Consider the following 21,398-nt stretch of genomic DNA (forward strand, 5'->3'; position numbering starts at 1 on the left):
CCCTCGCCCTCCGCCAGGCGCGAACCACCCCATCCCCACAAATTGCGATGGCCTGGCGATCCCCACTGACCACACCGCCCCCCAGAGCAGTCAGCAACCGACCGAGCCGGATCCCCACGTCATCACCATCGGCCGGCCCGCCCGAACCCACGCGGGGAATCGACGGCCACCACCACTGGTGATGGCCCGCCGGCCCGGGGCCCGCGCTTGTTTCTCCCGCGCCAAGCGGTGGCGGAGTCAGGTTAGTTGAGGCCGCTTTGCGGAGGATCGCTACTGCTCTGCGCAAGGCGGGCACAAGCAGCCGCGGCGACAGGCAGGCACCCCTCTAACCCGGTCCTGCATCACCCACCAACCCCTGGAAGTCACCCAGGTGGGCACGACCCCTGAGCGTGAGCCCGGTCGATCGCCGCCGCTTACTGGGTGATGCAGGTCCGCCGACGCTCCCAGCTGCTCACCCGATCGTCGGTGAGGCGCGGCGGTCCAGCTAGCGCGCGATGACCACGGCTTGGCGTGTGATCGCGATGCGGCGCGACCGTGCGCACGCGCCGGAGCGCCGAAGGGGTGTCGCCGACGGAGGCGGTGTCCTTTCCTGGGCGCCGGAGGCGGTGTCCTTTCGGGAGCGGGGTGTTCAGTCGGCGGTGATTTGGGCGCTGCCTACTAGGACCTCTACGTCCAGGGCGGCTCGGCCGCGGCCGATTTCCACGTCTTTGGATTGGCCGGAGACGGCGCCGGTCCAGGTGACTCGGCCTAGTTGGGCTTCGGTGTGGACGTGGACGTCGGAACCGCGGCGGAGGTTGACGGTGGCCATGCCGGACTCGACGCGGACGCGGGAGCGGCCCTTGGTGATCTGGCCGTCGACGGTGACGGAGCCGGCTTGGACCAGTACGTCGATGGGGCCTTCGACGTCCGTGACCTTCGCCGTACCGGCGGTGACGCGGACTCGGGTCAGGTTCGGGACGCGTTCGGCGTTGACGCTGCCGCCGGTGACCTCGACCTCGACCTGGAGGTTGGGGTTGACGCGGATCTGGAGTTCTTTGGCGAGGCCGTTGACGTGGGCTTTCAGGTCGGTCGGGTTGCGGAGCAGGCTGAGGCCGTCGACCGAGACGCCCATGTCGCCTTCGCTGTTGATCGCGAGGGTGTCGCCGTCCTTCTTGATCACATGCGGGCCGTCGACCGAGACGCCGTCCACGGCGGGTTCGCCGATCAGCCGGACGCGGCGGCCGATCGCGCGGATCGTCACGCGCTGGACGCCGGTCGGGATCTGCACGGTGCTGTGCTCGATCTCCTCCTCAGCCGGCGCCTCCACAGCCTCCTCAACAACCTCGGCCTGGACGACCGGAGCCTCGGCGACAGGCTCCTCGGCCGGGCGGAGAGCGGAGATCAGGGTCGAGGCCTCATCCGGCGTGAGGTGCCCCTTGGCCACTCGATCCAGGATGTCCTTGACCCGCCCGTCGTACCCGCTCTGGTTGCTCATGCCTTAAGTCGACCACTCCGAAGGGTGCAAACCAATACGGGATAGCCCCGGCCCGGCCCCGAACATGACTGCGGGTCCCGGCTGAGTAGCCCGGGACCCGCAGATCTCATATGTGACTCAGGCGGCCGGAGTCATCTGCTCTTCCGCCAGTTCTTTCTGTACGGCGGTCAGTTCGGCCGCCTCGGTCTCCTCGAGAGCCCGGCGACTGCGCAGGCCGCGCAGACCCGTGAGGGCGATGACCAGGCCGAGAACGGCGACGCCGGTGACGACCGCGAGACCCGGCTTGTACGCCGAGAGCATGTCGGCCGGCACGGTCACGCCGACCGACTGGCTGCTGATCACTGCGGTGACGCTGGCCAGGACAACCGCGCCACCGACCTGGGTGGACGTGTTGAACAGACCGGAGGCGAGCCCCTGCTCGTCGTCGGCCACGCCGGAGACCGCCTGGATGTTCAGCGCCGGGAACCCGATCGCGAAACCGATACCGATCAGCATGATGCTCGGGAAGATCGTCGAGAAGTACGCCGACTCCGGGCCGATCCGCAGGCTGAGCCCGTAGCCGACGACGAACAGCGCCATCGCGCCGATGATCATCTTGTCGGTACCGATCCGGTCGGCGATCTTGCCGGCGTTCGGGGACAGGCTGATCACCAGCAGGCCGGCCGGCAGGAACGCCAGCGCGGTCTCGAGTGACGACCAGCCGAGCAGGTTCTGCAGGTAAAGCGTTCCGATGAACTGGAAGGCGACGTACGCACCGAAGACCGTCAGACCGGCCAGGTTCGCCCGGCGCAACGAGCCACTGCGCAGGATGCCGAGCCGGACCAGCGGGTGCTTGGAGCGCTGCTCGATCACAACAAAGGCAGCCAGCAGTACGGCGGCCAGCGTGAACATCCCGATGGTCTGGAAGGAAACCCAGCCGGCGCTCTCGGCGCCGACGACTGCGTAGACCAGGGAGAGCATGCCGCCGGTCACGGTGACAGCACCTGGTACGTCGTACCCGCCGGAGACCTCTTCGCGCGGGCTGGTCGGGATGAGCTTGATGGCGAACAGCAGCACGATCAGGGCGACCGGGCCAGGCATCAGGAAGGTCCAGCGCCAGCCGATTTCGGTCAGCGCGCCCCCGAGGATCAGACCCATCGAGAAGCCGCTGGCGGCGCAGGTGGTGAAGATCGAGAGCGCGCGGTTACGGTCCGGGCCCTCGTGGAAGGTGGTGGTGATGATGGAGAGTGCGGCCGGCGCAGTGAAGGCGGCAGCGACTCCCTTCACGAACCGCGCGGCGATGAGCAGTTCGGGATTCGTGGCCAGCGAGCTGAGCATGGAGACCACGGCGAAGACGGCCAGGGCGACCAGGAAGACCCGGCGCCGGCCCAGCAGATCGGCGGTTCGGCCGCCGAGGAGCAGCAGGCCGCCGTACCCGAGCACGTAGCCGGTCACGACCCACTGGAGCGAGGAGAGGTCGACGCCGAGGTCCGCGCCGATGGAGGGCAGGGACATGCCGACCATCGAGACGTCCAGGCCGTCGAGGAAGATCACGCCGCAGACCACCAGGAGAGCGCCCCAGAGTCGGGCGTCCCAGGTCATCCGTGCAGGCGGGGTGGGGTGCGTTGTCTGTGTCACGAGGGGAGACTCTTTCATGCGTGTGCATCTATTGTCTAGGCATTAAATGTGTTTGCATACATTGCGCGTGCATGGTATGTTCGGCGCCATGACCGTGACGAAGGTCAGCGCTGAGACTGGTGAGATCAGCGCCGATGTGCGTGCCTGGCGCGAGCTCCTTGCCCGCCACGCGGATATCACCTGCGCTCTCGACCGCGCGCTCCAAGCCGGCCACTCGCTCGGCATGAGTGAGTACGAAGTGCTCGAGCGGCTGGCCGAGATCCCCGACCACTCGGCGAAGATCGCCACCGTCGCCAAGTCGGTGCATCTGAGCCAGAGCGCGCTCTCCCGCGTGATCGCCCGCCTGGAGAACGACGGCCTCGTCTCCCGCCTGATGTGCACGAACGATCGCCGCGCGGTCATCGTCAAGCTCACCGACGAGGGTCTGCTCCGCCAGCACGAGGCGCGCTCCACCCAGCGCGAGGTCCTCGCCGAGCGCCTGCACGCGCCGCTCACCAAGAGCTGCGACCCGGCCGACTGACACCATCGTCGGGTGACCGACGAAGCTCGCGAGATCATCGCCGACCTGCACCACATCGTTGCGCCGGACGGTATCCAGGAGAACTTTCAGCTGCGCGCCGGCGGGATCGACCACTGGGTCTACGCCCGCGGGCAGGACCGGTCGAATCCGGTGATCCTTTTCATCCACGGCGGTCCTGCCACCCCGCTCGCGCCGGGCGCCTGGCAGTTCCAGCGGCCGATCGAGGAGTACTTCACGGTCGTCACCTACGACCAGCGCGCCGCCGGTCGCACGCTCCGCTCGGTCGATCCGGCGACGATCGCCGACACCCTCACGATCGCCCAGTACGTCGAGGACGCGATCGAGCTCGCCGAGCAGATCAGGACGCGGTACGGCGTCGACAAGCTGATCCTGATCGGACATAGCTGGGGCACCCTGATCGGCCTCCAAGCAGCCCACACCCGGCCGGACCTCTTCCACGCGTACGTCGGAATCGGCCAAGTGATCGATGCCCGGGCCAACGAAACGCACTGCTACCAGTACGCCGTCGCCCAGGCCGAACTGCACAACGATGCCGAGGCGCTCGAGCAGCTCGCGTCGATCGCGCCCTACCCCGGTGACCAGCCGCTGACTCGGGAGCGGATCATCATCGCCCGCCAGTGGGCGCAGCACCGCGGTGGCCTGAGCGCCTACCGGCACCAGAGCGACTACTACTTCGGTGCGCCGCTACTGTCCCCCGACTATCAGCCGGAGGACGTTCCGACGATCGACGACGGCAACCTCTTCACGCTCGGCCGGGTCCTCGACGAGATGCTCGCGACCGATCTGACGACCATCACCGCGTTCCCGATTCCGCTGGTGATGTTCTTCGGGCGGCACGACTACACGACCCCGACCGCGCCCGTCGAGAGCTGGCTGGCCACGGTCGAGGCGCCGTACAAGCAAGCTGTGTGGTTCGAGAACTCCGCCCACCTTGCGCCTTGGGAGGAGCCCGGAAAGACCTTGGTCAGCCTGCTCACCTACGTGCGTCCGCTGGTCACTCCCTGACGGCGCCTTCCAGCATGCCGGCGATGAAATGCCGTTGCAGGAAGGCATAAACCAGTACGACGGGAGTGCCCACGATGACCGCGCCGGCGGCGAGGAGGGTGAAGCCCGAGGTGTATTGGCCGGAGAAGAAGGCCAGACCGAGTGGCGCCGTCCGCAGCGACTCGCTGGTCACCATCACGAGCGGGATCAGGAATTCGTTCCAGGTCCACATGAAGACGAGCACGATCAGGGTCACCAGCGCAGGCCGGGCCGGTGGGACGAGGATCAGCCAGAGCGTTCGCCAGTGCCCGGCGCCATCGAGGCGGGCGGCTTCGACCAACGACCGCGACGAGGAGCGGAAGTAGGCCCGCATCCAGAAGGTGCCGAAGGCAACTGATTGCGCGACCTGCGGAAGCGCGACCGCCCAGAACGTGTCGGTCAGCCCGAGCGTCCGCAGATCGAAGTACAGCGGTACGACGATCGCCTCGGTCGGCATCATGATCCCGATCAGGAACAGGTAGAACAACGCCGATGCGCCGCGGAATCGCATGGTCCCGAAGGCGTAGCCGGACAGGATCGAGAACAGCACGCTGACCACCACGACGGTCACCGACACCGCGACACTCATCCGCAGGTAGGTCCCGAAGTGCCCGATCTCCCAGGCTTTGCCGAAGTTCCCGAACCCGCTCGTCCCGCCGCCCGCGTCATCAGGACCGAGCGCTGCAGCGATGATCGTCACGATGGGGCCGAGCGCGAACAACCCGAAGACGATCAGCAGCGTGTAGTTGCCGATCCGCTCCCCCAGCGACGCTCTCATGCCCGCTCCGCGATTCGATTGACCCCGAGCGTGATCAGGAAGATCAGCGCGGTCAGGCAGACACCAACGGCCGCCGCCGAACCGACCTGGCCCAGCTCAAAGGCCCGGTGATACACCTCGTACGACGGCACGCTGGTCGACGTACCAGGTCCGCCGCTCGTGGTCACGTACACCAGGTCGAAGGTCCGCAGCGCCGCGATCACCGTCAACGTCACGGCCACCGCGATCTCGCCCCGCACCGCGGGCAGGACCACCGCGAAGAACTCGGCCACCGGGCCGGCGCCATCAAGCCGCGCCGCTTCATAGCGTTCGGACGGAATCCGCGCCATCCCCGCCAGCAGCAACACCGTCACCAGCCCGGTCTCGATCCAGGTCCCGATCACCCCGACCGCCGGCAACGCGAACGTGTAGTCGCCCAGCCAACCCCGCGAACCACCCAGTACGTCGTTCAGTGGCCCATCAGGCGAGTAGATGTTGCGCCAGGCAACCGCCACCACGACCATCGCGACGACCTGCGGCAGGAACACGATCGTGCGGAAGAACCCGAGCCCACGAACCCTTGCCCGGTGCAACACCGTCGCCAGCGCCAGCCCGATCACGACCGGAAGCACGGAGTAGAAGACGATCAGCACCAGCGCATGCCCGAAGGCGGCCCGCAGTCCGGCATCCCGAACCACATCCAAATAGTTGCTCAGGCCAACGAACTTGCCCAGGGTGATCCCGTCCCACTGGAACAACGACAGGTGCACCGCGCGGATCAACGGGTAGAGCAGGAACGCGCCGTACACGAGGAACGCCGGCAGGATGTAGAGATAGCCGATCCGGCGCGGCTCACCAGGTGGTGAACTCACTTTCCGGCGAACTTGCTGTAGTCGGCTTCGAGCTTGTCCAGGAACTGCGCCGGGGTGGCCCGCTTCGCCAGCAAATCCTGCAGCGAGGCGCCGAGCGTGTCGTACATGGTCGGCGTCGCGTAGTCCAGATACGGGGCGAGCGCTCCGGTGGAGACCGCCGTACCGAAGCTCTTGAAGATGTCGCCCGCGAGACCGGCCGGAGCCTGCTGCGTAGCGGTGTCGGCGATCGGCAGGTTGCCGGTCGAGGTCAGCACCTTCATCGCGTCCGGGCTGGTGATGTAGTTGATGTACGCCGCGGCAGCATCCGGATTCTTGGCCTTGTTCGTGATCGCGAACGGCAGACCGGTGCCACCGGTGACGGGCTTTCCGCCCGGCGGCAGCATGAAGCCGACCTTGTCGCCGAGCGCCTTCTGCAGATCGGCCTGCAGCCAGGTCCCGGCGATCAGGAACGTGCCCTTGCCCTTACCGAAGTCCTGCCAGGCCGGGTCATAACCCTGCCCGTTGAAGCCGTTGTTGAAGTAGCCCTTGTCCACCCAGGAAACGAGCGTTTCGGCGGCCTGCTGGTTCTCCGGTGTCTTCCACGAAGCACCCGGCCGACCGAATGCGAGCTTGGTGATCTGGTCAGCCGGCACGAACTGGTCCTGCACCGTGCCGAAGACATGGATGGCCGGCCACTTGTCGAGGTTGCCGAACTGCAGCGGCACATCCCCGGCCGCCTTCGCCTTCGCGAGCGCTGCCTCAAACTCCGCCCACGACGCCGGCGGCGTGGGGACCTTGGTCTTGTTGTAGTAGAGCCCGACCACCTCACCGACCTGCGGCAGCCCGTAAAGGTTGCCCTCGCCAAAGGTCTTCCCGTCGGCCGAATACCGCGAGTACTGCAGCACCGAAGCCGGATAGCGGTCGCCCCACTTGTAGGCCTCGGCCCACTTGTCGAGCGGCAGCAACTGACCGGCCTTCACGAACTCGCCCATGTCCGAGCGACCGTTGTTCGCCTGGACGACGTCCGGCGCGTCGTTGCCCGACAGGGCCAGCCGCAGCGTCGTCTTCAGATCGTCGAACGACCGCGAGACCCGCTTGATCTTGATGTTCGGGTACTTCGCCTCGAACCCCTTGATCTGCTCAGCCATCTGGGCCGCCTGACCGCCTCGGACCTCCTGGTCCCAGACCGTCAGCTCGACCTGGCCGAGCGCGGCGGCATCCGTCTTCACGGTCGTCGGTGCCGTCGCGCCACCACTCGGACTGCCCGATCCCGGCGTACAGGCGGTTGCGGTGAGCGCCAGCGCGACCGCCGCGATGATCGTCTTCTTCACGTTCGGCTCCTCAGTTCAGCAGGTACGTGTAGCCGTTTCCGCTCAGGCCGGACAGGACCCGCTCGCGGTGCTCCTCGCCGCGGAGCTCGAGCTGCAGCGCGACCTCGACCTCGTCGAGGCTCAGCGACTCCGAGATCCGCTCGTGCACGACCTCGATGATGTTCGCGTCCAGCTCGGCGAGCTGCGTCAGCAGCTTGGCCAGGCCGCCAGGCGTGTCCGGGATCCGCACCCGGAGCGAGAGATAGCGGTTGGCCGCCGCCATGCCGTTGCGGATCACCCGCATCAGCAGCAGCGGGTCGATGTTGCCGCCGGACAGCACCACCACGACCGGCGGCTTGAAGGACTTCGGATCATCCAGTACGGCGGCCACCGCCGCGGCGCCGGCCGGCTCGACCACGAGTTTGGCGCGCTCGAGCACCAGCAAGAGGGCCTTGGACAACGAACTCTCGGTCACAGTGCGGACATCACCGACGTACTGCTGCACGGCCTCGAACGGCACCTTGCCGGGCAGCCCAACGGCGATACCGTCGGCCATCGTGCTCATCCCCGCGAGCTGGACGGGCTCACCGGCTTCGAGCGAGGCCGGGTACGCCGCCGCTCCCGCCGCCTGCACACCGACCACGGAGATCGGCATGCCGTCGCGCTGCATCGCGGTCGCGATCCCGGCGAGCAGACCGCCACCACCAGTCGGTACGACGACAGTCCGCACCTGCGGGCACTGTTCGACGATCTCCAGCCCGGCGGTCGCCTGCCCGGCCACGATGTCCAGGTGGTCGAACGGATGGATCAGTACGGCGCCGGTCTCCGCCTCGAACTTCCGCGCCTCGCGCAGGCAGTCGTCGATCGATGTCCCGGTGAAGCGGATCTCCGCGCCGTACGCGCGGGTCGCCTTCTCCTTGGGGATCGGCGCGCCGTGCGGCATGAACACGGTCGCCTTGATCCCGAGCAGCTGCGCCGCCAGCGCCACGCCCTGCGCGTGATTACCGGCGCTGGCCGCAACGACACCTCGCTTGCGCTCGGCCTTCGACAGTCGCGCCATCCGCACATAGGCGCCTCGGAGTTTGAAGGACCCGGTGCGTTGCAGGTTCTCGCATTTGAGGAAAACGTCCCCACCGACCAGTTCACTGAGCCACCGCGAGTACTCCAACGGCGTCGGCGCGACCACGTCGTGCAACAGATCCGCGGCCCGCGCGATGTCCTTGGCATCGATCACGTCCTCACCCTACGCAGGAAAAGCGCCTGCACTGGGGAATTCCGCGAACTACCCTGCAGCAGTGACCGTGACAGCCGTGGTGATCCGCCCGTCCGACCAGGCAATTCTGGTCCTGCCGACGGGTTTGCCGACCTTTGAGCCGGTCGGGCGGTTCTGGCATCCCGACGTCGAGCAGCCACTGCAAACTTTGCAGGAGCAGACCGGGATCGAGGCTTATGTGCTCACGCTGATCGAGCGGTCGACGGATGACGTCACGTACCTGATGTTGTCGACCGGCGCCGTACCGACTAATGCTCAGTGGGTGCGGGACGTGGATCATCCCGCGGCCGCGCTCGCCCGGCAGCACCTCGCGCGCCCGCTCGGCGCGCCCGTCACGCCGGCCTGGACAATGCCGGGCTGGTACGACGACGTGCTGCCGTGGATCGACGATCAGCTCGAATCACCGCGGACCGGTCGGCCGATCCAGGTGCGGTCGTGGGGACTGTCGAACGTCCTGCGCGTCCCGACCGCCGCGGGCGCTGTGTATTTCAAGGCGATCGGGCATTCCAGCACGATCACTCCCGCGCGCCCGGATGCGCTTCCGTTGTTGTTCGCGCACGAGCCGTCGTTCATGGCAGCGATCTCGTCCGATCACCCCGGCGCGGTCGTGACTCCGCTGGCGATCGACGAGAAGCGCGGCTGGATGCTGCTGCCGGATCTTGGTGAGCTGCTCGATGCGCAGCCGGAGATCTCGGTGTGGATAGATGCTTTGGAGCGCCACGCGCGGTTGCAGCGGAGCTACGTCAATCGGGGCGAGCGGTTGCTCGAGGCGGGCTGCGTCGACCGGAGGCTCGCCGTACTGGCTGATGCGTTGGACTACTTGGTCGGGCCGAATCCGGCGACCGAGCGGCTTGATGCAGATCAGCGTGCGCAGTTGCCGCAGCGAGCTGAGGAGTTGCGGGCGGCAATCGCCGAGCTGGCGGCGATCGGCGTACCGGAGACGTTGCTGCACGGGGATCTGCATCCGCGGAACATCGCGGTCCGCGACGGCGTGACGCTGGCCTTCGACTGGAGCGATGCAGCGCTCGCGCATCCGTTCCTCGACCTGGTGACGTTCATCGAGGAGCGGTCGCCGATCTCGCAGGACCCGCGGCTGATGGACGCCTACCTCGCGGGGTGGGCGGAGTATGCGGCTCCCGCCGACCTGCGTCGCGCGTTGACGCTGGCCAAAGAGATCGGCGGGCTGTACCAGGTGATGACGTCGCTGTATCTCATCGACCACTGTCCGCCGCTGGGGGCCGCGGGCATGGCTCAGGGCGCGGAGTGGTGGCTCAAAAGCCTGCTCAAGTAGTCAGTACCTTGAGGTGGTTGCGCATGACTCGGCGGACCGGTGGGTCGAGGTGCTTGTCCCAGGCCGGTTCGCGTTCGTTGCGCAGCAAGGCGTAGTACGCGAGCGCCTCGGCCAACGCGGTCTCACGCAGATAGCCGCGCGCCAGCGGCTGCTTGCCACGGCCGTTCGGGTGCGGACGACGCTCGTACGCCGCATTGGCCGTGAAGATGCCGAATCCGTAGAAGACCGTGAGCAGGTCGGTCAGCGATTCGTGGTCAGGGCGGTGAGCGAAGGTGATCCGGCCGGTGCCGAGCAGTAGTTCGTGGCCGACCTCATGCGCATAGATCGCCGTGAGCGCGATCGGATCGGCTGCCAGGCTCGGCGCCAGCTGAATCTCGTTGCCGGTGGTCGTCCGAATCCACCGCCCGGTCGCCTCCCGCACGATCCCCACCCGGTGCCGGTGCGCCGCCTCCTCCAGCCCAAAGCTCAACGCACACTGGCCCGGCTCAAGATCCATCCGCTCCGCAACCCGTGCACACACATCCTCCGCGGCCCCCAACGACCCGTCGTACCCAGCCGGTATGACGTCACTCGGCAGCACGATCGGTCGTGTCACCACGTCGTGGCCGAACTCCCCCGCCAGCCAATCCATCGACGACCGGATCCACCGTCGCCGCCCACCCACCAACCGCTCCCGCGGCAACTTCAGCCGCGCACGCAGTTGCTGGGCCCGCCGCAGTGCCCCGATCGGATTCCTCACCCCGCGCATCATTCCTGTTCGACGCCCCACCAAACGTCGATGGTTCCGATCCGTGGCGAACCGTTGACATCCCGTGACCGCGGTCAGACCTCGTGGTGCAGAACGGCCAGGTACTCGTGCTGGTCCTTGAGCAAACCGGCTGGGTCGCCGACGACAGTGGTCAGGGTCAGACCGGTGCCGGCCACCAGCAAGGCGAGATCCGCAGGCGTGTAGCAGCGCAGGTGCTGGCTGTGCTTCTCCTCCGGCAGATCGGCTCGCCACCAGGTGTCGGTCGCCGTCGAGGTGATCGGGTCGAAGGTCGTGGTCTCGTACAACTCGTGCTCGTACCCCTGCTCCGGGTTGGGCATCAGGTGTTCTTCGTCGCCGTGCCAGCTGGCCCAGACGAAGGGATTGCTCACGTCGATCAACGCGACGCCACCCGGCCGCAACCACTCGGCGGCGATCCGGGTGAGCAACCGCCGCTGGTCGGCGTCCGAACCGATCCCGAACCCGTTCCAGTAGGAGACGACGTCGAACGGGCCTTCCAGCTGTACGGCGTAGAAGTCGTCGTTGATGACGGTCATCGTCCCGCCGGTGACCTCGGCGGCGAAGGCTGACGCGACGGTCGCCCGGTCGCTGAGCTCAACGGCCGTGACCGTGTGACCGGCGTTCGCCGTCACGGCGGCAGTGGTGCCGTAACCGGGACCGAGCTCGAGCACGCGGTGCGGCTGCTTCCCGGCGTACTCGTGGAGCTGTGCCACCCGGTGATGGTCGCGGTCGCCGATGCGCGCCTCGGCTTTGGCCCACCATCGGCCGGTCTCTGAATAGAAGTTCTTGGCCCAGTCCATGCCCGAACCACACCATGCAGCCTGGGGCCCGGCAACTGGATTACTTCAGGAGGAGTTTGCCGAGGCGGCGGGAGGCGATGAACATGCCGGTGGCGCCCATGGCGGTGAGGTAGGCGGCGTTGATCAGGAGGGTCCAGCTGACGGTGCCGGTGGTGAGGGCTCGTTCTAGGTGGACGCCTTGGTAGAGCGGGGTGATCTCGACCAGCCAGCGGATGACGCCGGGGTAGGTCTCGATCGGGTAGAAGGTGGCCGAGAACAGGAACATCGGCATCGTCGCGAGCTGGACGAACTCGAAGTCCTGCCAGCTGCGCATGAACGTGGTCAGCGCCATCCCGGCGCCGGCGAAGGCGAAGCCGATCAGGATCGAGGCGGGCAAGGCGACGAGCGCCCACCACGAGGTGACCAGGCCGAGCGCGAGCATCACGAGCACGAACATCGCCGAATAGCAGGCACCCCGGAGCAGGGCCCAGGTCACCTCACCGGTCGCGATGTCCCACGGGCGCATCGGCGTGGCCAGCATCGAGTCGTAGAGCTTGGCGTACTTCATCCGGAAGAAGATGTTGTACGTCGAATCGAAGATCGCACCGTTCATCGCGGAACTGGCGAGCATCGCGGGGGCGACGAAGGCGGCGTACCCGATCTTGGTGCCGTCGGCGAGCGTGAAGTCGCCGACCAGTTGGGCGACGCCGATGCCGATCGAGAGCAGGTAGAAGACCGGTTCGGTGAAACCGGACAGGAAGACGATCCAGGATCGCTTGTAGAGCAGGAAGTTGCGCTCGATGATGTGCCGGCCGCCGAGCCGCATCGGCAGCGGGACGACCCGGGCGGTCAAGGTCGCCATCAGCTGATCAACTTCCTCGTGAAGCCGCGGACGGCGAGCTTGGTGCCGACCAGGAACCAGGCCAGCAGGTACGCGATATTGAGCAGCACGAGCCAGGGGTGGACCGTGTCGAGGCTGAGGTCGCGCGACAGTTGCACGCCGTGCCACAGTGGGCTCAGGTAGGCCAGCCACTCGATCCAGTTCGGCAGCTGCGAGACGGGAAAGAACGCACCGGAGAACAGGAACGCCGGCACGACGCCGAACCGGAACACCATCGCCAACCCGGAGTCGTTCTCCAGCGAACTCGCAAACGCGACCACCGGAGCCGCGGCTGCCATCCCGACCAGCACGACCACCGGCAAGGCGAGCACACCGAGCGCCGAGTGCAGCCCGCCGAACAGCGCGATGATCCCCAGGAACACAACGCAGGTGGTCGCCACGCGGAAGGCAATGAACGTCAACTGTCCGTAGACCACATCCGCCGGACGCAGCGGGGTCGCAATCATCGAGTGGTAGAACTTCTGCCACTTCAAACCGCTCAGCACCGGGTACGTCGACTCGCCGACCGCGATCTGCAAGGCGGTCGAGGCGAGCAGACCGGGCGCGATGAACTGCAGGTAGCTCACGCCGCCGAGCGCATCGGTTCCGTTGCTGTCGACGAACGACCCGAGGCCGATCCCCATCGCGGCCAGGTAGAGCATCGGCAGCAGGAAGCTGCTGATCAGCGTGCCCTTCCAGGTCCGTTTGTAGACCGTCAGCCAGTAGTCGTACTGACGGCGGCCGTTCTCCAGCGCGATCGACATCAGTCCACCAACGTCCGGCCGGTCAGCCTCAAGAACACGTCCTCGAGCGTCGAACGCCGCACCAAAACTGCGGCTGGGCTCAGCCCGCGCTCATGGACGGCGGCAACTGCGCGCTCGCCGTCATCGGTGTAGAGCAGCAGCCGGTCCGGCAGCACCTCGATCCGCTCCGCCAGGTCGGAAACCTTGCCTGCAAGGGCGTCGTGATCGGACATCATCACCTCGGGACCGAACCGCAGCTCGGTCACCTCACGTGTCGAATAGTCGCGAATCAGCTCAGCCGGTGAACCTTCGGCCGCGATCAGACCGCCGTCCATCACGACGAGCCGGTCGCACAACTGCTCGGCCTCATCCATGTAGTGCGTGGTGATGATGAGCGTGACGCCGGCTTGTTTGAGCCGGAATAGCTTGTCCCACAACAGATGCCGCGCCTGCGGGTCGAGCCCGGTGGTCGGCTCGTCGAGCAGCAGCAGATCAGGTTTGCTGACCAGCGACCGGGCGATCGTCAGGCGCCGCTTCATCCCGCCGGACAGCTCGTCGACCTTGACCTTCGCCTTCTCGGTCAGCGCGACGAACTCCAGCAACTCGTCGGCGCGCTCGCGACACTCGGCGCGGCTGAGGCCGAAGTACCGGCCGTAGATCGTCAGGTTCTCGCGGACGGACAGCTCGGTGTCGAGGGTGTCGTCCTGCGGGCAGACGCCGAGCCGGGCCCGGATCGCGGGGCCCTCGGTCGCCGGGTCCATGCCGAGGATCCGCAGCGTGCCGCCGCTGGTCGGCGAGACGGCGCCGATCATCCGCATCGTCGACGACTTGCCGGCGCCGTTCGGCCCCAGGAACCCGAACGCCTCGCCCCGCCACACGTCCAGGTCGATCCCGCGCACCGCCTCGAAGTCGCCGTACGACTTCTTCAGGCCGCGCACATGAACCAAGGACTCCCGCTGTTCTTCCACACCCAAGACCCTAAGCGGAATCACCGACAGTTTCGTCCTGGTGTCCGCGTCGACCGCTTGCGCCGGGTGCGGAGCGTGATCTTAGGGTGGCGACTCGTTCGTCTGCCTGGGGAGGCTGCTGTGTCCAAGCTCCGCCGTACGACGTTCCTGCTCGCCCTGTCCACGCTGCTCGTCACCCTGACCGCGGCACCCGCCTCGGCGGCGACGGTCTATTCCACCGGGTTCGAGAATCCGCCCGTGTCCGCGGCGTTCCAGGAGTACTTCACCGGTCAGCAGTTCGACGGCTGGACGGTCACGGCCGGCACCGTCGACACGGTCACCCTGTGGCAGGACGCCGAAGGACGTCAGTCCCTCGACCTCAACGGCTCCCTGGACGGCTCGATCGCCCGGACACTGCCCGCTCAGCTGCTCACGACGTACAAGGTGACCTTCGCCGTAGCCGGCAACACGCAGGGCCCGCCGGTGCTGAAGAGTGGCAAGGTCCAGGTCAACGGCCAGGACGTCGACTCCTTCACCTTCAGCATCGCCGGGAAGAACCCCGGCAACATGGGCTGGGTCTACCGCAGCTTCTACTTCACCAACCTGCTGTCGACCTCGTCGGTGCTGCAGTTCAACGGGACCACTGGGACTGCATACGGCGCGGTGATCGACGATCTGAAGGTCGAGAGCTGCCTGCTGGTCCTCTGCCCCGCGTCAGCGTCCACCGTCAACCGCATCCACTAAGGCCGATACCCGAGTTTGCGGACTGCATAGGCCTGCACTGCCGCCGACAACCACGGCGGCAGCTCGGGGTCGACCGACGCGATCATCGCGCGCTGGTCCGCGTTGTCCAGCAGGACGCCACCGAGGTTGTAGTAGCCGGTCGCATCGGCCGGCCATAGCTCCAGCACACCTTGGTAGTGCAGCTCAGTCAGCTCAAGAGCCTCAGGCGAGTCCGGTACGACGCCCCTAGCCCGCGCCGCGGCCATCCGCAGCAGCAGCCGCCGCCCCTCGTCGGCCATCCGCTCGTAGTCCTCGCGGACCCAGCCCTTCGTTGCGCGGACCGCCTCCTCGAACGACGCACCCACACCTGGGCCGAAGCGCTCAGTGAGGTCCTGCTGCAACTCCGACCGCTTAACCGACAGACCGGCGAAGAACTCCTCGTCGCCGACGCTCTGGTCACCAGACAGTCCCTGCAGCGTTCGTTCGACCGAGCCGATCACCGCGTCGAGCCGCCGCCGCTCCCGCAGCAGTTGCTCGCGGTGGTCGCGCAGTGCGGCCATCTCGTCGTCCTGCTCAGCGAGGATCCGACCGATCGACGGCAGCGGCACGTCGAGCTCACGCAATAGCAGGATGCGCTGCAACCGCAGTAACTCCGCACGGCCGTAGTACCGGTAGCCATTGGGCGCTACGTGCCCCGGTGGCAGCAGACCGATCGCGTCGTAGTGCCGCAGCGTCCGCACCGACACCCCGGCTAGCTTCGCGACCTCACTGACCGTCCGTTCCACACCGTCGACTGTAATTCGCTGGAGGGTGACGTTACGTCAGCCTTTAGCGTCCGGCACATGGCAATCACCTTCCTCCACACCCGCCTCGTCGACCGCGGCGCTGTACTGGCCGCTGACTGCCTCCGCGTGGCCGACGGCGTCATCACCGCGATCGGCGGACCTGACATCGCCCACCCCGGCGACGAACTGGTCACCGGCGGCACCCTGCTCCCCGGCCTCATCGACGCCCATGTCCACCTGATCCCCGGTGCGACCCGCCTGGCTGCCCGGTACGGCGTCACCACGCTGATCGACCAGTTCAGTCAGCCCGACCTGATCGCTGCCGAACGAGCCGCGGGCGCCGACTTCCGCACGTCCTCCATCGGCGCCACTGCCCCCGGCGGCCACCCCACCCTCGCCTTCGAGCCCTTCCCGTACGTAGAGGACCCGAAGCAGTTCGTCGCCGACCGCATCGCCGAAGGCGCCGACCATCTCAAGCTCATCTACGACGACGGCTCCGGCGTGGCGATGAACATCCCCACCCTCGACGAGCCCACCATCCGAGCCCTGGTTGAAGCCGCCCATGCCAGCGGCCTCAAGGTGGTCGCCCACGTCTCCACAGCCACTGGTGCCGTCACTGTGGTCGATCGCGGCGTAGACGTCCTCGCGCACGCACCCTCGGACCCGATGAGCCCGGCACAGGTAGAGGCAGTCGCCAAAGCACGCGTAGCAGTCATCGCCACCCTCGACATCACCGACGGCTTCGCCACACCGGACTCAGCCGACCTGCCGCTGCTCGGGGAGGCGGAGCTGATGGTTCGGATGCCTGCGCGGTGGCGGCGATTGCTGGACAAGCAGTCGCGCCGGTGGATGCCTCCCGAGGCCCCCACCAACGCCATTGCCAGTGCGAACACGCTGGCGCTCCACCGCGCCGGTGTGCCCGTGCTGGCCGGTACCGATGCTCCTAACCCGGGGCTGGTGTTCGGGGCATCCCTACACCGCGAGCTGCAGCACCTCGTGGCGGCCGGGCTCACCCCGGCAGAGGCAATCACGGCGGCGACCGCAGCTCCGGCTGAGGTGTTCGGACTCAGCGACCGGGGCCGGCTGACCTTGGGGGCTCGGGCCGACCTCCTGCTGGTGGACGGCGACCCGCTGACCGACATCACCGCGACCCAGCGCATTCAAAACACCTGGGTCGCTGGTGAGGTCGCCACCGCCATGGACGACCAGACCGAGCTGGCCGGCATCCACTTCATCGGTGCGACCACGGACCGGATAGTCAACGCGCTCAAGGAGATGTGGCCCGGCTTCCCTGCTCCAGAAGACATCCGCCGCGAGGACGGCGAGCTGCTGGGCCACGTCGTACCGGTGACCGGCGGCTCCCTACCGACCACCGTCTTCGGCGCAGCACTCGGTCCGGTCAGCGACCACGACACAGCGGTCGAGACGGTCGAGCAGAGGGGCCTGCCCAGCCTCGGTGAGACCTGGTGGGCGCGCACCGACGGCGACTGGCAAGAGGCAACCATCATCGAAGCGCAGCCCGACCGCGTCAGACTGCGCTGGAAGGACCCGATGCTCGACCAGCACCCGTCCGGTCAGTGGTATCCGCTGACCGACGTCGACCTCAAGCTTTAGCCACGACCCGCATACGGCATCCCCGCCGCCATCACCATCAGATGCGGTACGGCGACCGAGGTCGGCAGCTTCGACACCTGCACCACAAAGTCCGCGACGATCTTCGGATCGAACGTCGGCTCGACCGCGATCGACCCGTCCGGCTGGAGCGCGCCCTGCTCCATCCGCTCGGTCATCGCGGTCGCTGCGTTCCCGATGTCGATCTGACAAGCAGTGATCCCATGCGGCCGGCCATCCAGCTCCAGTTGCTTGGTCAGCCCGGTGATCGCGTGCTTGCTGGCGGTGTACGCGATGCTCTGCGGCCGCGGCACGTGCGCGGAGATCGAGCCGTTGTTGATGATCCGCCCACCCTTCGGGTCCTGCGCCAGCATCCGTGCGAACGCAGCCTGCGCACACAGGAACGACCCGGTCAGGTTCGTATCGATCACCCGCCGCCAGTCCGCCTCCGACACATCCGGTACGGCGGCCGCCGGCGCACCAGTCCCGGCGTTGTTCACCAGTACGTCGATCCGCGGCAGGTCCCCGAAGAACGCCCGTACGGCGGTTCCGTCGTTCACGTCGAGTACGGCGTACCCCTTGACCGCACCGAGCGACACAGTCTCCTGGAGCTTCGATTCGGTCCGCCCGGTGACGATGACGTCGTACCCGGCCGCAGCCAGCGCCAGCGCCATCTCTCGTCCGAGCCCCGACCCGCCACCGGTCACCACTGCCACCTGAGTCATGCAGGCAAGGTACGCCGCCAGTACCAACCAGCAGCACCCGCCACGGCGGTCACCGCGAGCAGCTCCAACCAGACGCCGTTACCGAGCGGCGGCACCAGTTCCGTCGTCAGGTTCCACGCTGCGTGCAGCAGGATCGCGGCGGGTACGCCGCCACGCAGACGCTCAGTCACGAACAGCATGAGGAAGGTCAGCGGGAAGATCTCCAGGAAGAAGATCAGTCCCTGCTGGGTGAACAGCCCGTCGTCGTACTGGCCAGTGCCCGGCAGGAAGAACAGCGGCACGTGCCACAGCCACCACGCCGTACCGAGGATCGCAGTCGTCGCGGCCAGGCCGTAGTACTGGCGCAACCGGGGCTGTACGTAGACACGCCAACCGAACTCCTCCGCGATCGGACCGGCCAGCAGCGTGTAGGCCGCGGCCCCAAGGATCCCGCCGGCTCCCGCGATCACCGAGCTCGCGTGGCCGGGCAGCTCGCCCAGGTTGCCGATCAGGGCGGTCGCGATCAGCGGTGCGGCAGCACCCAGTACGACGGCTGCGATCGGCCAGCTCAGCGACCACCGGACGACCCGCCGTCGCTCCCGGTGCCACAGGAACATCACCAGCGCGGCCAGTGACGGTCCGGAGGCCGCCAGACCGAAGACGATCCGCCCCACCGGCTCGTCGAGATCCACCTTCAGCACGCCTAGGAACAGGTACGGAACCCAGGTCAGCACCATGCAGATGACGCCGAACTCAACCAATCGGCGTCTTGTCAGCGTCTTCTCCTGCACTGCAGTCGTCGTCACCCCGCAAGCGTGACGGCCACGGACGGTAGCCGCGAGGGGCCTGGGCCGCCCCTTCAGGTAGTACTAACTCCACCCCAATCACCCAAAGTGACTTTGGAGGCACTGAGAGCAAATGAGTGGCGGCTCACTCGTTGGTAACGGAAACTATTTGCGTGCGTAACACAACTATGTATATGCTTGCAGCATGCAAGTAAACGACGCGTACGCACCCCAGACCCCGATCGAGGGCGTCATGCACGCGTTCACCCGGATCGGCCGCCGGCTGAAGGCCAAGCAGCCCGGCGACACGATCGACCACAGCGCCCACATCGCGCTGTTCGCGCTGCGCTGCAGCGGCGCACTGCGGCTGTCCGAGCTGGCCGCCCGGATGGAGCTGGACGCGTCGACCACGAGCCGGCACGTCCGCGCGCTGGAGCAGCTCGGCCTGGTCCGCCGCTCCCCCGACCCCAGCGACGGCCGCGCCTTCCGCGTCGAGCTGACCGAGCAGGGCATCGCGCAGTGGGAAGAGAACGCCCGCCGCCGGATGGAGCTGCTCAGCACCGCACTCGAAGGCTGGTCGGAGCAGGACATCGAGACCTTCGGGCACCTGATGACGCGGTTCGCCGACGCCGTCACCGCCCGCACCGAAGCCCCGCCGAACACCGCGTGGGCCGACAAAGGCTGGGCCGCCATGCAAGCCGCCCGCCGTACCGAAGACTCCGCGCCCGACGTCGAGGACGACGCCGCCCGCGAGAACACCGAGAAGAACCTGGAGAGCACCACATGAGCACCACCGAGCCCGCCACTGCAGGCGGCGCCGCACCCGTTTCAGGACCGGGTGACAACGCCCCGCAGTACCTGTCCCACAAGCAGATCCTCGTCGTCCTCGGCGGCCTGATGGCCGGCATGTTCCTGGCCGCACTCGACCAGAGCATCGTCGGGACCGCGCTGCCGCAGATCGTCAGTGAGTTCAACAGCCTGGACAAACTGTCCTGGGTGGTCACGGCGTACCTGCTGACCTCGACCGCCTCCACCCCGCTGTGGGGCAAGATCTCCGACCTCTACGGCCGCCGCCCGCTGTTCATCGCGGCGATCGTCACCTTCCTGGCCGGCTCCGTGCTGGCCGCGCTGTCGCAGAACATCGAGATGCTGATCGGCTTCCGGGCCGTCCAGGGTCTGGGTGCCGGCGGTCTGATGTCGCTCGCGTTCGCCACCATCGGCGACGTGATCCCGCCGCGTGAGCGTGGCAAGTACATGGGGTACTTCGGTGCCGTCTTCGGTCTGTCGTCCGTCGCCGGCCCGCTGCTCGGCGGCCTGCTCACCGACGGTCCCGGCTGGCGCTGGATCTTCTGGATCAACCTGCCGATCGGCCTGGTCGCCCTGGGCGTCGTCGCCGCCGTACTGAAGCTCCCGCACGTCAAGCGCTCGCACAAGATCGACTACATCGGCGCCGCCGTCGTCACCGCAGCCGTCACCACGCTGCTGCTGGCCATCTCCTGGAGCGGCCCGACCAACGGCTGGGGCACCGCCACCACGATCGCGCTGCTGGTCTCCTCCGTCGTCCTCGCCGTCGCCTTCGTCTTCGTCGAGCTCCGGGTCGCCGAGCCGATCATCCCGATGGACCTCTTCAAGGGCCGCATCTTCTCCGGGTACGCCGGCTTCGCGTTCCTGCTGGGTGTCGCGATGTTCGGGGCCCTGATCTTCCTGCCGCTCTACCTGCAGGCAGTCAAGGACATGTCCCCGACCCGCTCGGGCCTGGCACTGCTACCGATGATCGTCGGAATCTTCTCCGCATCGATCTCCAGTGGCCAGCTGATGAGCAAGAGTGGCCGCTACAAGATCTACCCGATCTTCTCGGCCATCCTCGTCGCCGGCGCGATGCTGCTGCTGTCCACGCTGAGCATGACCACGCCGTACTGGCACCTGGCCATCTACATGTTCATCATGGGCGCCGGCCTGGGTCTGTCGATGCAGATCACCGTCACCGCCGCACAGAACAGCGTTCCCCGCCAGCACATGGGGACCGCGACCTCGACGATGACCTTCTTCCGCTCGATGGGTGGCGCCATCGGTACGGCGGTCTTCGGCACCGTGCTGACCAGCCGCCTCACCGACCACCTGACCACCCTGGTCCCGAACGCGGCCCCCGGCATGATCGAGAAGCTGAGCCAAGCGGCCAACAGCGTCCCGATGCTGCACGCCCTGCAGGAGCCGATGAAGGGCTGGGCCCTGCACGGCCTGGTCGACGCCATGGGCGACGTCTTCCTCGTCTCCCTGCCGTTCCTCGCGATCGCCCTCGTCCTGGCGATCATCACCCCGGAACAGCGCCTGGCCGGCCGCACAGAAGGCCCGAAGTCCGACGAGGACATCGAGCTGGAAGCCCAGGCCGCGGCCTCGATGCACTGACCCGCACTACCCTCGACGACCGGCCCCTCCCCTGCGGAGGCGGCCGGTCGTCGCACGTTCGGCGCTCAAGGCCCGGTACGACGTGCCGGTCGCCCGCACGCCGCCGTACCGGCTCCCGTTTGATGGGTCAGC

21 protein-coding genes are annotated in these 21,398 nt (G+C 67.3%); 7 read left to right on the forward strand and 14 right to left on the reverse strand.

Annotated features, from left to right (window positions below):
- Nucleotides 1-628: 628 nt before the first annotated feature.
- Nucleotides 629-1,474 carry a hypothetical protein gene (locus E1263_RS30610; RefSeq protein ID WP_132173665.1) on the reverse strand — a complete coding sequence of 282 codons (846 nt, stop codon included), beginning with the start codon at nt 1,472-1,474 and terminating at the stop codon, nt 629-631.
- A 117-nt stretch (nt 1,475-1,591) separates the two neighbouring features.
- Nucleotides 1,592-3,091 (reverse strand): MFS transporter, encoded by a 1,500-nt coding sequence (locus tag E1263_RS30615; RefSeq protein ID WP_202869132.1) that lies wholly within the window; start codon nt 3,089-3,091, stop codon nt 1,592-1,594.
- Between the two features lie 88 nt (nt 3,092-3,179).
- Between E1263_RS30615 and E1263_RS30620 the strand changes: the two genes are divergently transcribed.
- Nucleotides 3,180-3,611, forward strand: a complete 432-nt coding sequence (locus E1263_RS30620) for a MarR family winged helix-turn-helix transcriptional regulator (protein WP_132173667.1) — start codon at nt 3,180-3,182, stop codon at nt 3,609-3,611.
- A 12-nt stretch (nt 3,612-3,623) separates the two neighbouring features.
- Nucleotides 3,624-4,637 carry an alpha/beta fold hydrolase gene (locus tag E1263_RS30625; RefSeq protein ID WP_132173669.1) on the forward strand — a complete coding sequence of 338 codons (1,014 nt, stop codon included), beginning with the start codon at nt 3,624-3,626 and terminating at the stop codon, nt 4,635-4,637.
- On the opposite strand, the gene E1263_RS30630 is transcribed toward E1263_RS30625, so the two are convergent.
- Genes E1263_RS30630 through ilvA form a run of 4 tightly spaced genes read right to left on the reverse strand, consistent with a single transcriptional unit; the run spans nt 4,627 to nt 8,807 of the window.
- Nucleotides 4,627-5,433 (reverse strand): carbohydrate ABC transporter permease, encoded by an 807-nt coding sequence (locus tag E1263_RS30630; RefSeq protein WP_132173671.1) that lies wholly within the window; start codon nt 5,431-5,433, stop codon nt 4,627-4,629. The genes E1263_RS30625 and E1263_RS30630 overlap by 11 nt on opposite strands.
- Nucleotides 5,430-6,284: a carbohydrate ABC transporter permease gene (locus E1263_RS30635; protein ID WP_132173673.1), complete on the reverse strand. Its 855-nt coding sequence runs from the start codon at nt 6,282-6,284 to the stop codon at nt 5,430-5,432. The genes E1263_RS30630 and E1263_RS30635 overlap by 4 nt, the downstream gene beginning before the upstream one ends.
- Entirely contained in the window at nt 6,281-7,594 is a 1,314-nt protein-coding gene (locus tag E1263_RS30640; RefSeq protein ID WP_132173675.1) for an extracellular solute-binding protein, read from the reverse strand. The genes E1263_RS30635 and E1263_RS30640 overlap by 4 nt, the downstream gene beginning before the upstream one ends.
- A gap of 10 nt (nt 7,595-7,604) precedes the next feature.
- A complete protein-coding gene (gene ilvA / locus E1263_RS30645; RefSeq protein ID WP_132173677.1) occupies nt 7,605-8,807 on the reverse strand; it encodes a threonine ammonia-lyase in 1,203 nt (400 codons plus the stop codon).
- Between the two features lie 61 nt (nt 8,808-8,868).
- On the opposite strand from ilvA, the gene E1263_RS30650 reads away from it, so the two are divergent.
- On the forward strand, nt 8,869-10,137 hold the full coding sequence (locus E1263_RS30650; protein WP_165956799.1) for an aminoglycoside phosphotransferase family protein: 1,269 nt from the start codon (nt 8,869-8,871) through the stop codon (nt 10,135-10,137).
- Here the strand turns inward: E1263_RS30650 and E1263_RS30655 are convergent.
- The 5 genes from E1263_RS30655 to E1263_RS30675 form a co-directional block, all read right to left on the reverse strand.
- Nucleotides 10,130-10,876 carry a hypothetical protein gene (locus tag E1263_RS30655; protein WP_132173681.1) on the reverse strand — a complete coding sequence of 249 codons (747 nt, stop codon included), beginning with the start codon at nt 10,874-10,876 and terminating at the stop codon, nt 10,130-10,132. The two genes, E1263_RS30650 and E1263_RS30655, sit on opposite strands and share 8 nt — an antisense overlap.
- An 83-nt stretch (nt 10,877-10,959) precedes the next feature.
- The gene (locus E1263_RS30660; RefSeq protein ID WP_132173683.1) at nt 10,960-11,703 is read right to left on the reverse strand and encodes a class I SAM-dependent methyltransferase; all 744 of its coding nucleotides are present in this window, start codon (nt 11,701-11,703) and stop codon (nt 10,960-10,962) included.
- A 40-nt stretch (nt 11,704-11,743) separates the two neighbouring features.
- On the reverse strand, nt 11,744-12,544 hold the full coding sequence (locus E1263_RS30665) for an ABC transporter permease (RefSeq protein ID WP_132173685.1): 801 nt from the start codon (nt 12,542-12,544) through the stop codon (nt 11,744-11,746).
- Complete coding sequence (locus tag E1263_RS30670; protein WP_132173687.1) at nt 12,544-13,326, reverse strand: ABC transporter permease; 783 nt, start codon at nt 13,324-13,326, stop codon at nt 12,544-12,546. Before E1263_RS30670 ends, E1263_RS30665 begins: the two co-directional genes overlap by 1 nt.
- The gene (locus E1263_RS30675) at nt 13,326-14,273 is read right to left on the reverse strand and encodes an ABC transporter ATP-binding protein (RefSeq protein ID WP_132173689.1); all 948 of its coding nucleotides are present in this window, start codon (nt 14,271-14,273) and stop codon (nt 13,326-13,328) included. The genes E1263_RS30670 and E1263_RS30675 overlap by 1 nt, the downstream gene beginning before the upstream one ends.
- A 120-nt stretch (nt 14,274-14,393) precedes the next feature.
- On the opposite strand from E1263_RS30675, the gene E1263_RS30680 reads away from it, so the two are divergent.
- Nucleotides 14,394-14,996 carry a DUF642 domain-containing protein gene (locus E1263_RS30680; protein ID WP_165956800.1) on the forward strand — a complete coding sequence of 201 codons (603 nt, stop codon included), beginning with the start codon at nt 14,394-14,396 and terminating at the stop codon, nt 14,994-14,996.
- Here E1263_RS30680 and E1263_RS30685 read toward each other — a convergent pair.
- Nucleotides 14,993-15,760 carry a MerR family transcriptional regulator gene (locus tag E1263_RS30685; protein ID WP_132173693.1) on the reverse strand — a complete coding sequence of 256 codons (768 nt, stop codon included), beginning with the start codon at nt 15,758-15,760 and terminating at the stop codon, nt 14,993-14,995. The genes E1263_RS30680 and E1263_RS30685 overlap by 4 nt on opposite strands.
- Nucleotides 15,761-15,817: 57 nt before the next feature.
- On the opposite strand from E1263_RS30685, the gene E1263_RS30690 reads away from it, so the two are divergent.
- A complete protein-coding gene (locus tag E1263_RS30690) occupies nt 15,818-17,374 on the forward strand; it encodes an amidohydrolase family protein (protein ID WP_132173695.1) in 1,557 nt (518 codons plus the stop codon).
- Here the strand turns inward: E1263_RS30690 and E1263_RS30695 are convergent.
- Together E1263_RS30695 and E1263_RS30700 are read right to left on the reverse strand one after the other, a co-directional pair.
- Nucleotides 17,371-18,096: an SDR family oxidoreductase gene (locus E1263_RS30695; RefSeq protein ID WP_132173697.1), complete on the reverse strand. Its 726-nt coding sequence runs from the start codon at nt 18,094-18,096 to the stop codon at nt 17,371-17,373. The genes E1263_RS30690 and E1263_RS30695 overlap by 4 nt on opposite strands.
- Nucleotides 18,093-18,881, reverse strand: coding sequence for a CPBP family intramembrane glutamic endopeptidase (locus tag E1263_RS30700; protein WP_132173699.1), 789 nt, complete (start codon nt 18,879-18,881; stop codon nt 18,093-18,095). Before E1263_RS30700 ends, E1263_RS30695 begins: the two co-directional genes overlap by 4 nt.
- A gap of 184 nt (nt 18,882-19,065) precedes the next feature.
- Here E1263_RS30700 and E1263_RS30705 point away from each other — a divergent pair, with 184 nt between their 5' ends.
- Together E1263_RS30705 and E1263_RS30710 are read left to right on the forward strand one after the other, a co-directional pair.
- The gene (locus E1263_RS30705) at nt 19,066-19,647 is read left to right on the forward strand and encodes a MarR family winged helix-turn-helix transcriptional regulator (protein ID WP_132173701.1); all 582 of its coding nucleotides are present in this window, start codon (nt 19,066-19,068) and stop codon (nt 19,645-19,647) included.
- Nucleotides 19,644-21,266 carry an MDR family MFS transporter gene (locus tag E1263_RS30710; RefSeq protein WP_132173703.1) on the forward strand — a complete coding sequence of 541 codons (1,623 nt, stop codon included), beginning with the start codon at nt 19,644-19,646 and terminating at the stop codon, nt 21,264-21,266. Before E1263_RS30705 ends, E1263_RS30710 begins: the two co-directional genes overlap by 4 nt.
- Nucleotides 21,267-21,398 lie beyond the last annotated feature (132 nt).

Source organism: Kribbella antibiotica (genome assembly GCF_004349055.1).
GTDB classification, from domain to species: Bacteria; Actinomycetota; Actinomycetes; order Propionibacteriales; family Kribbellaceae; genus Kribbella; species Kribbella antibiotica.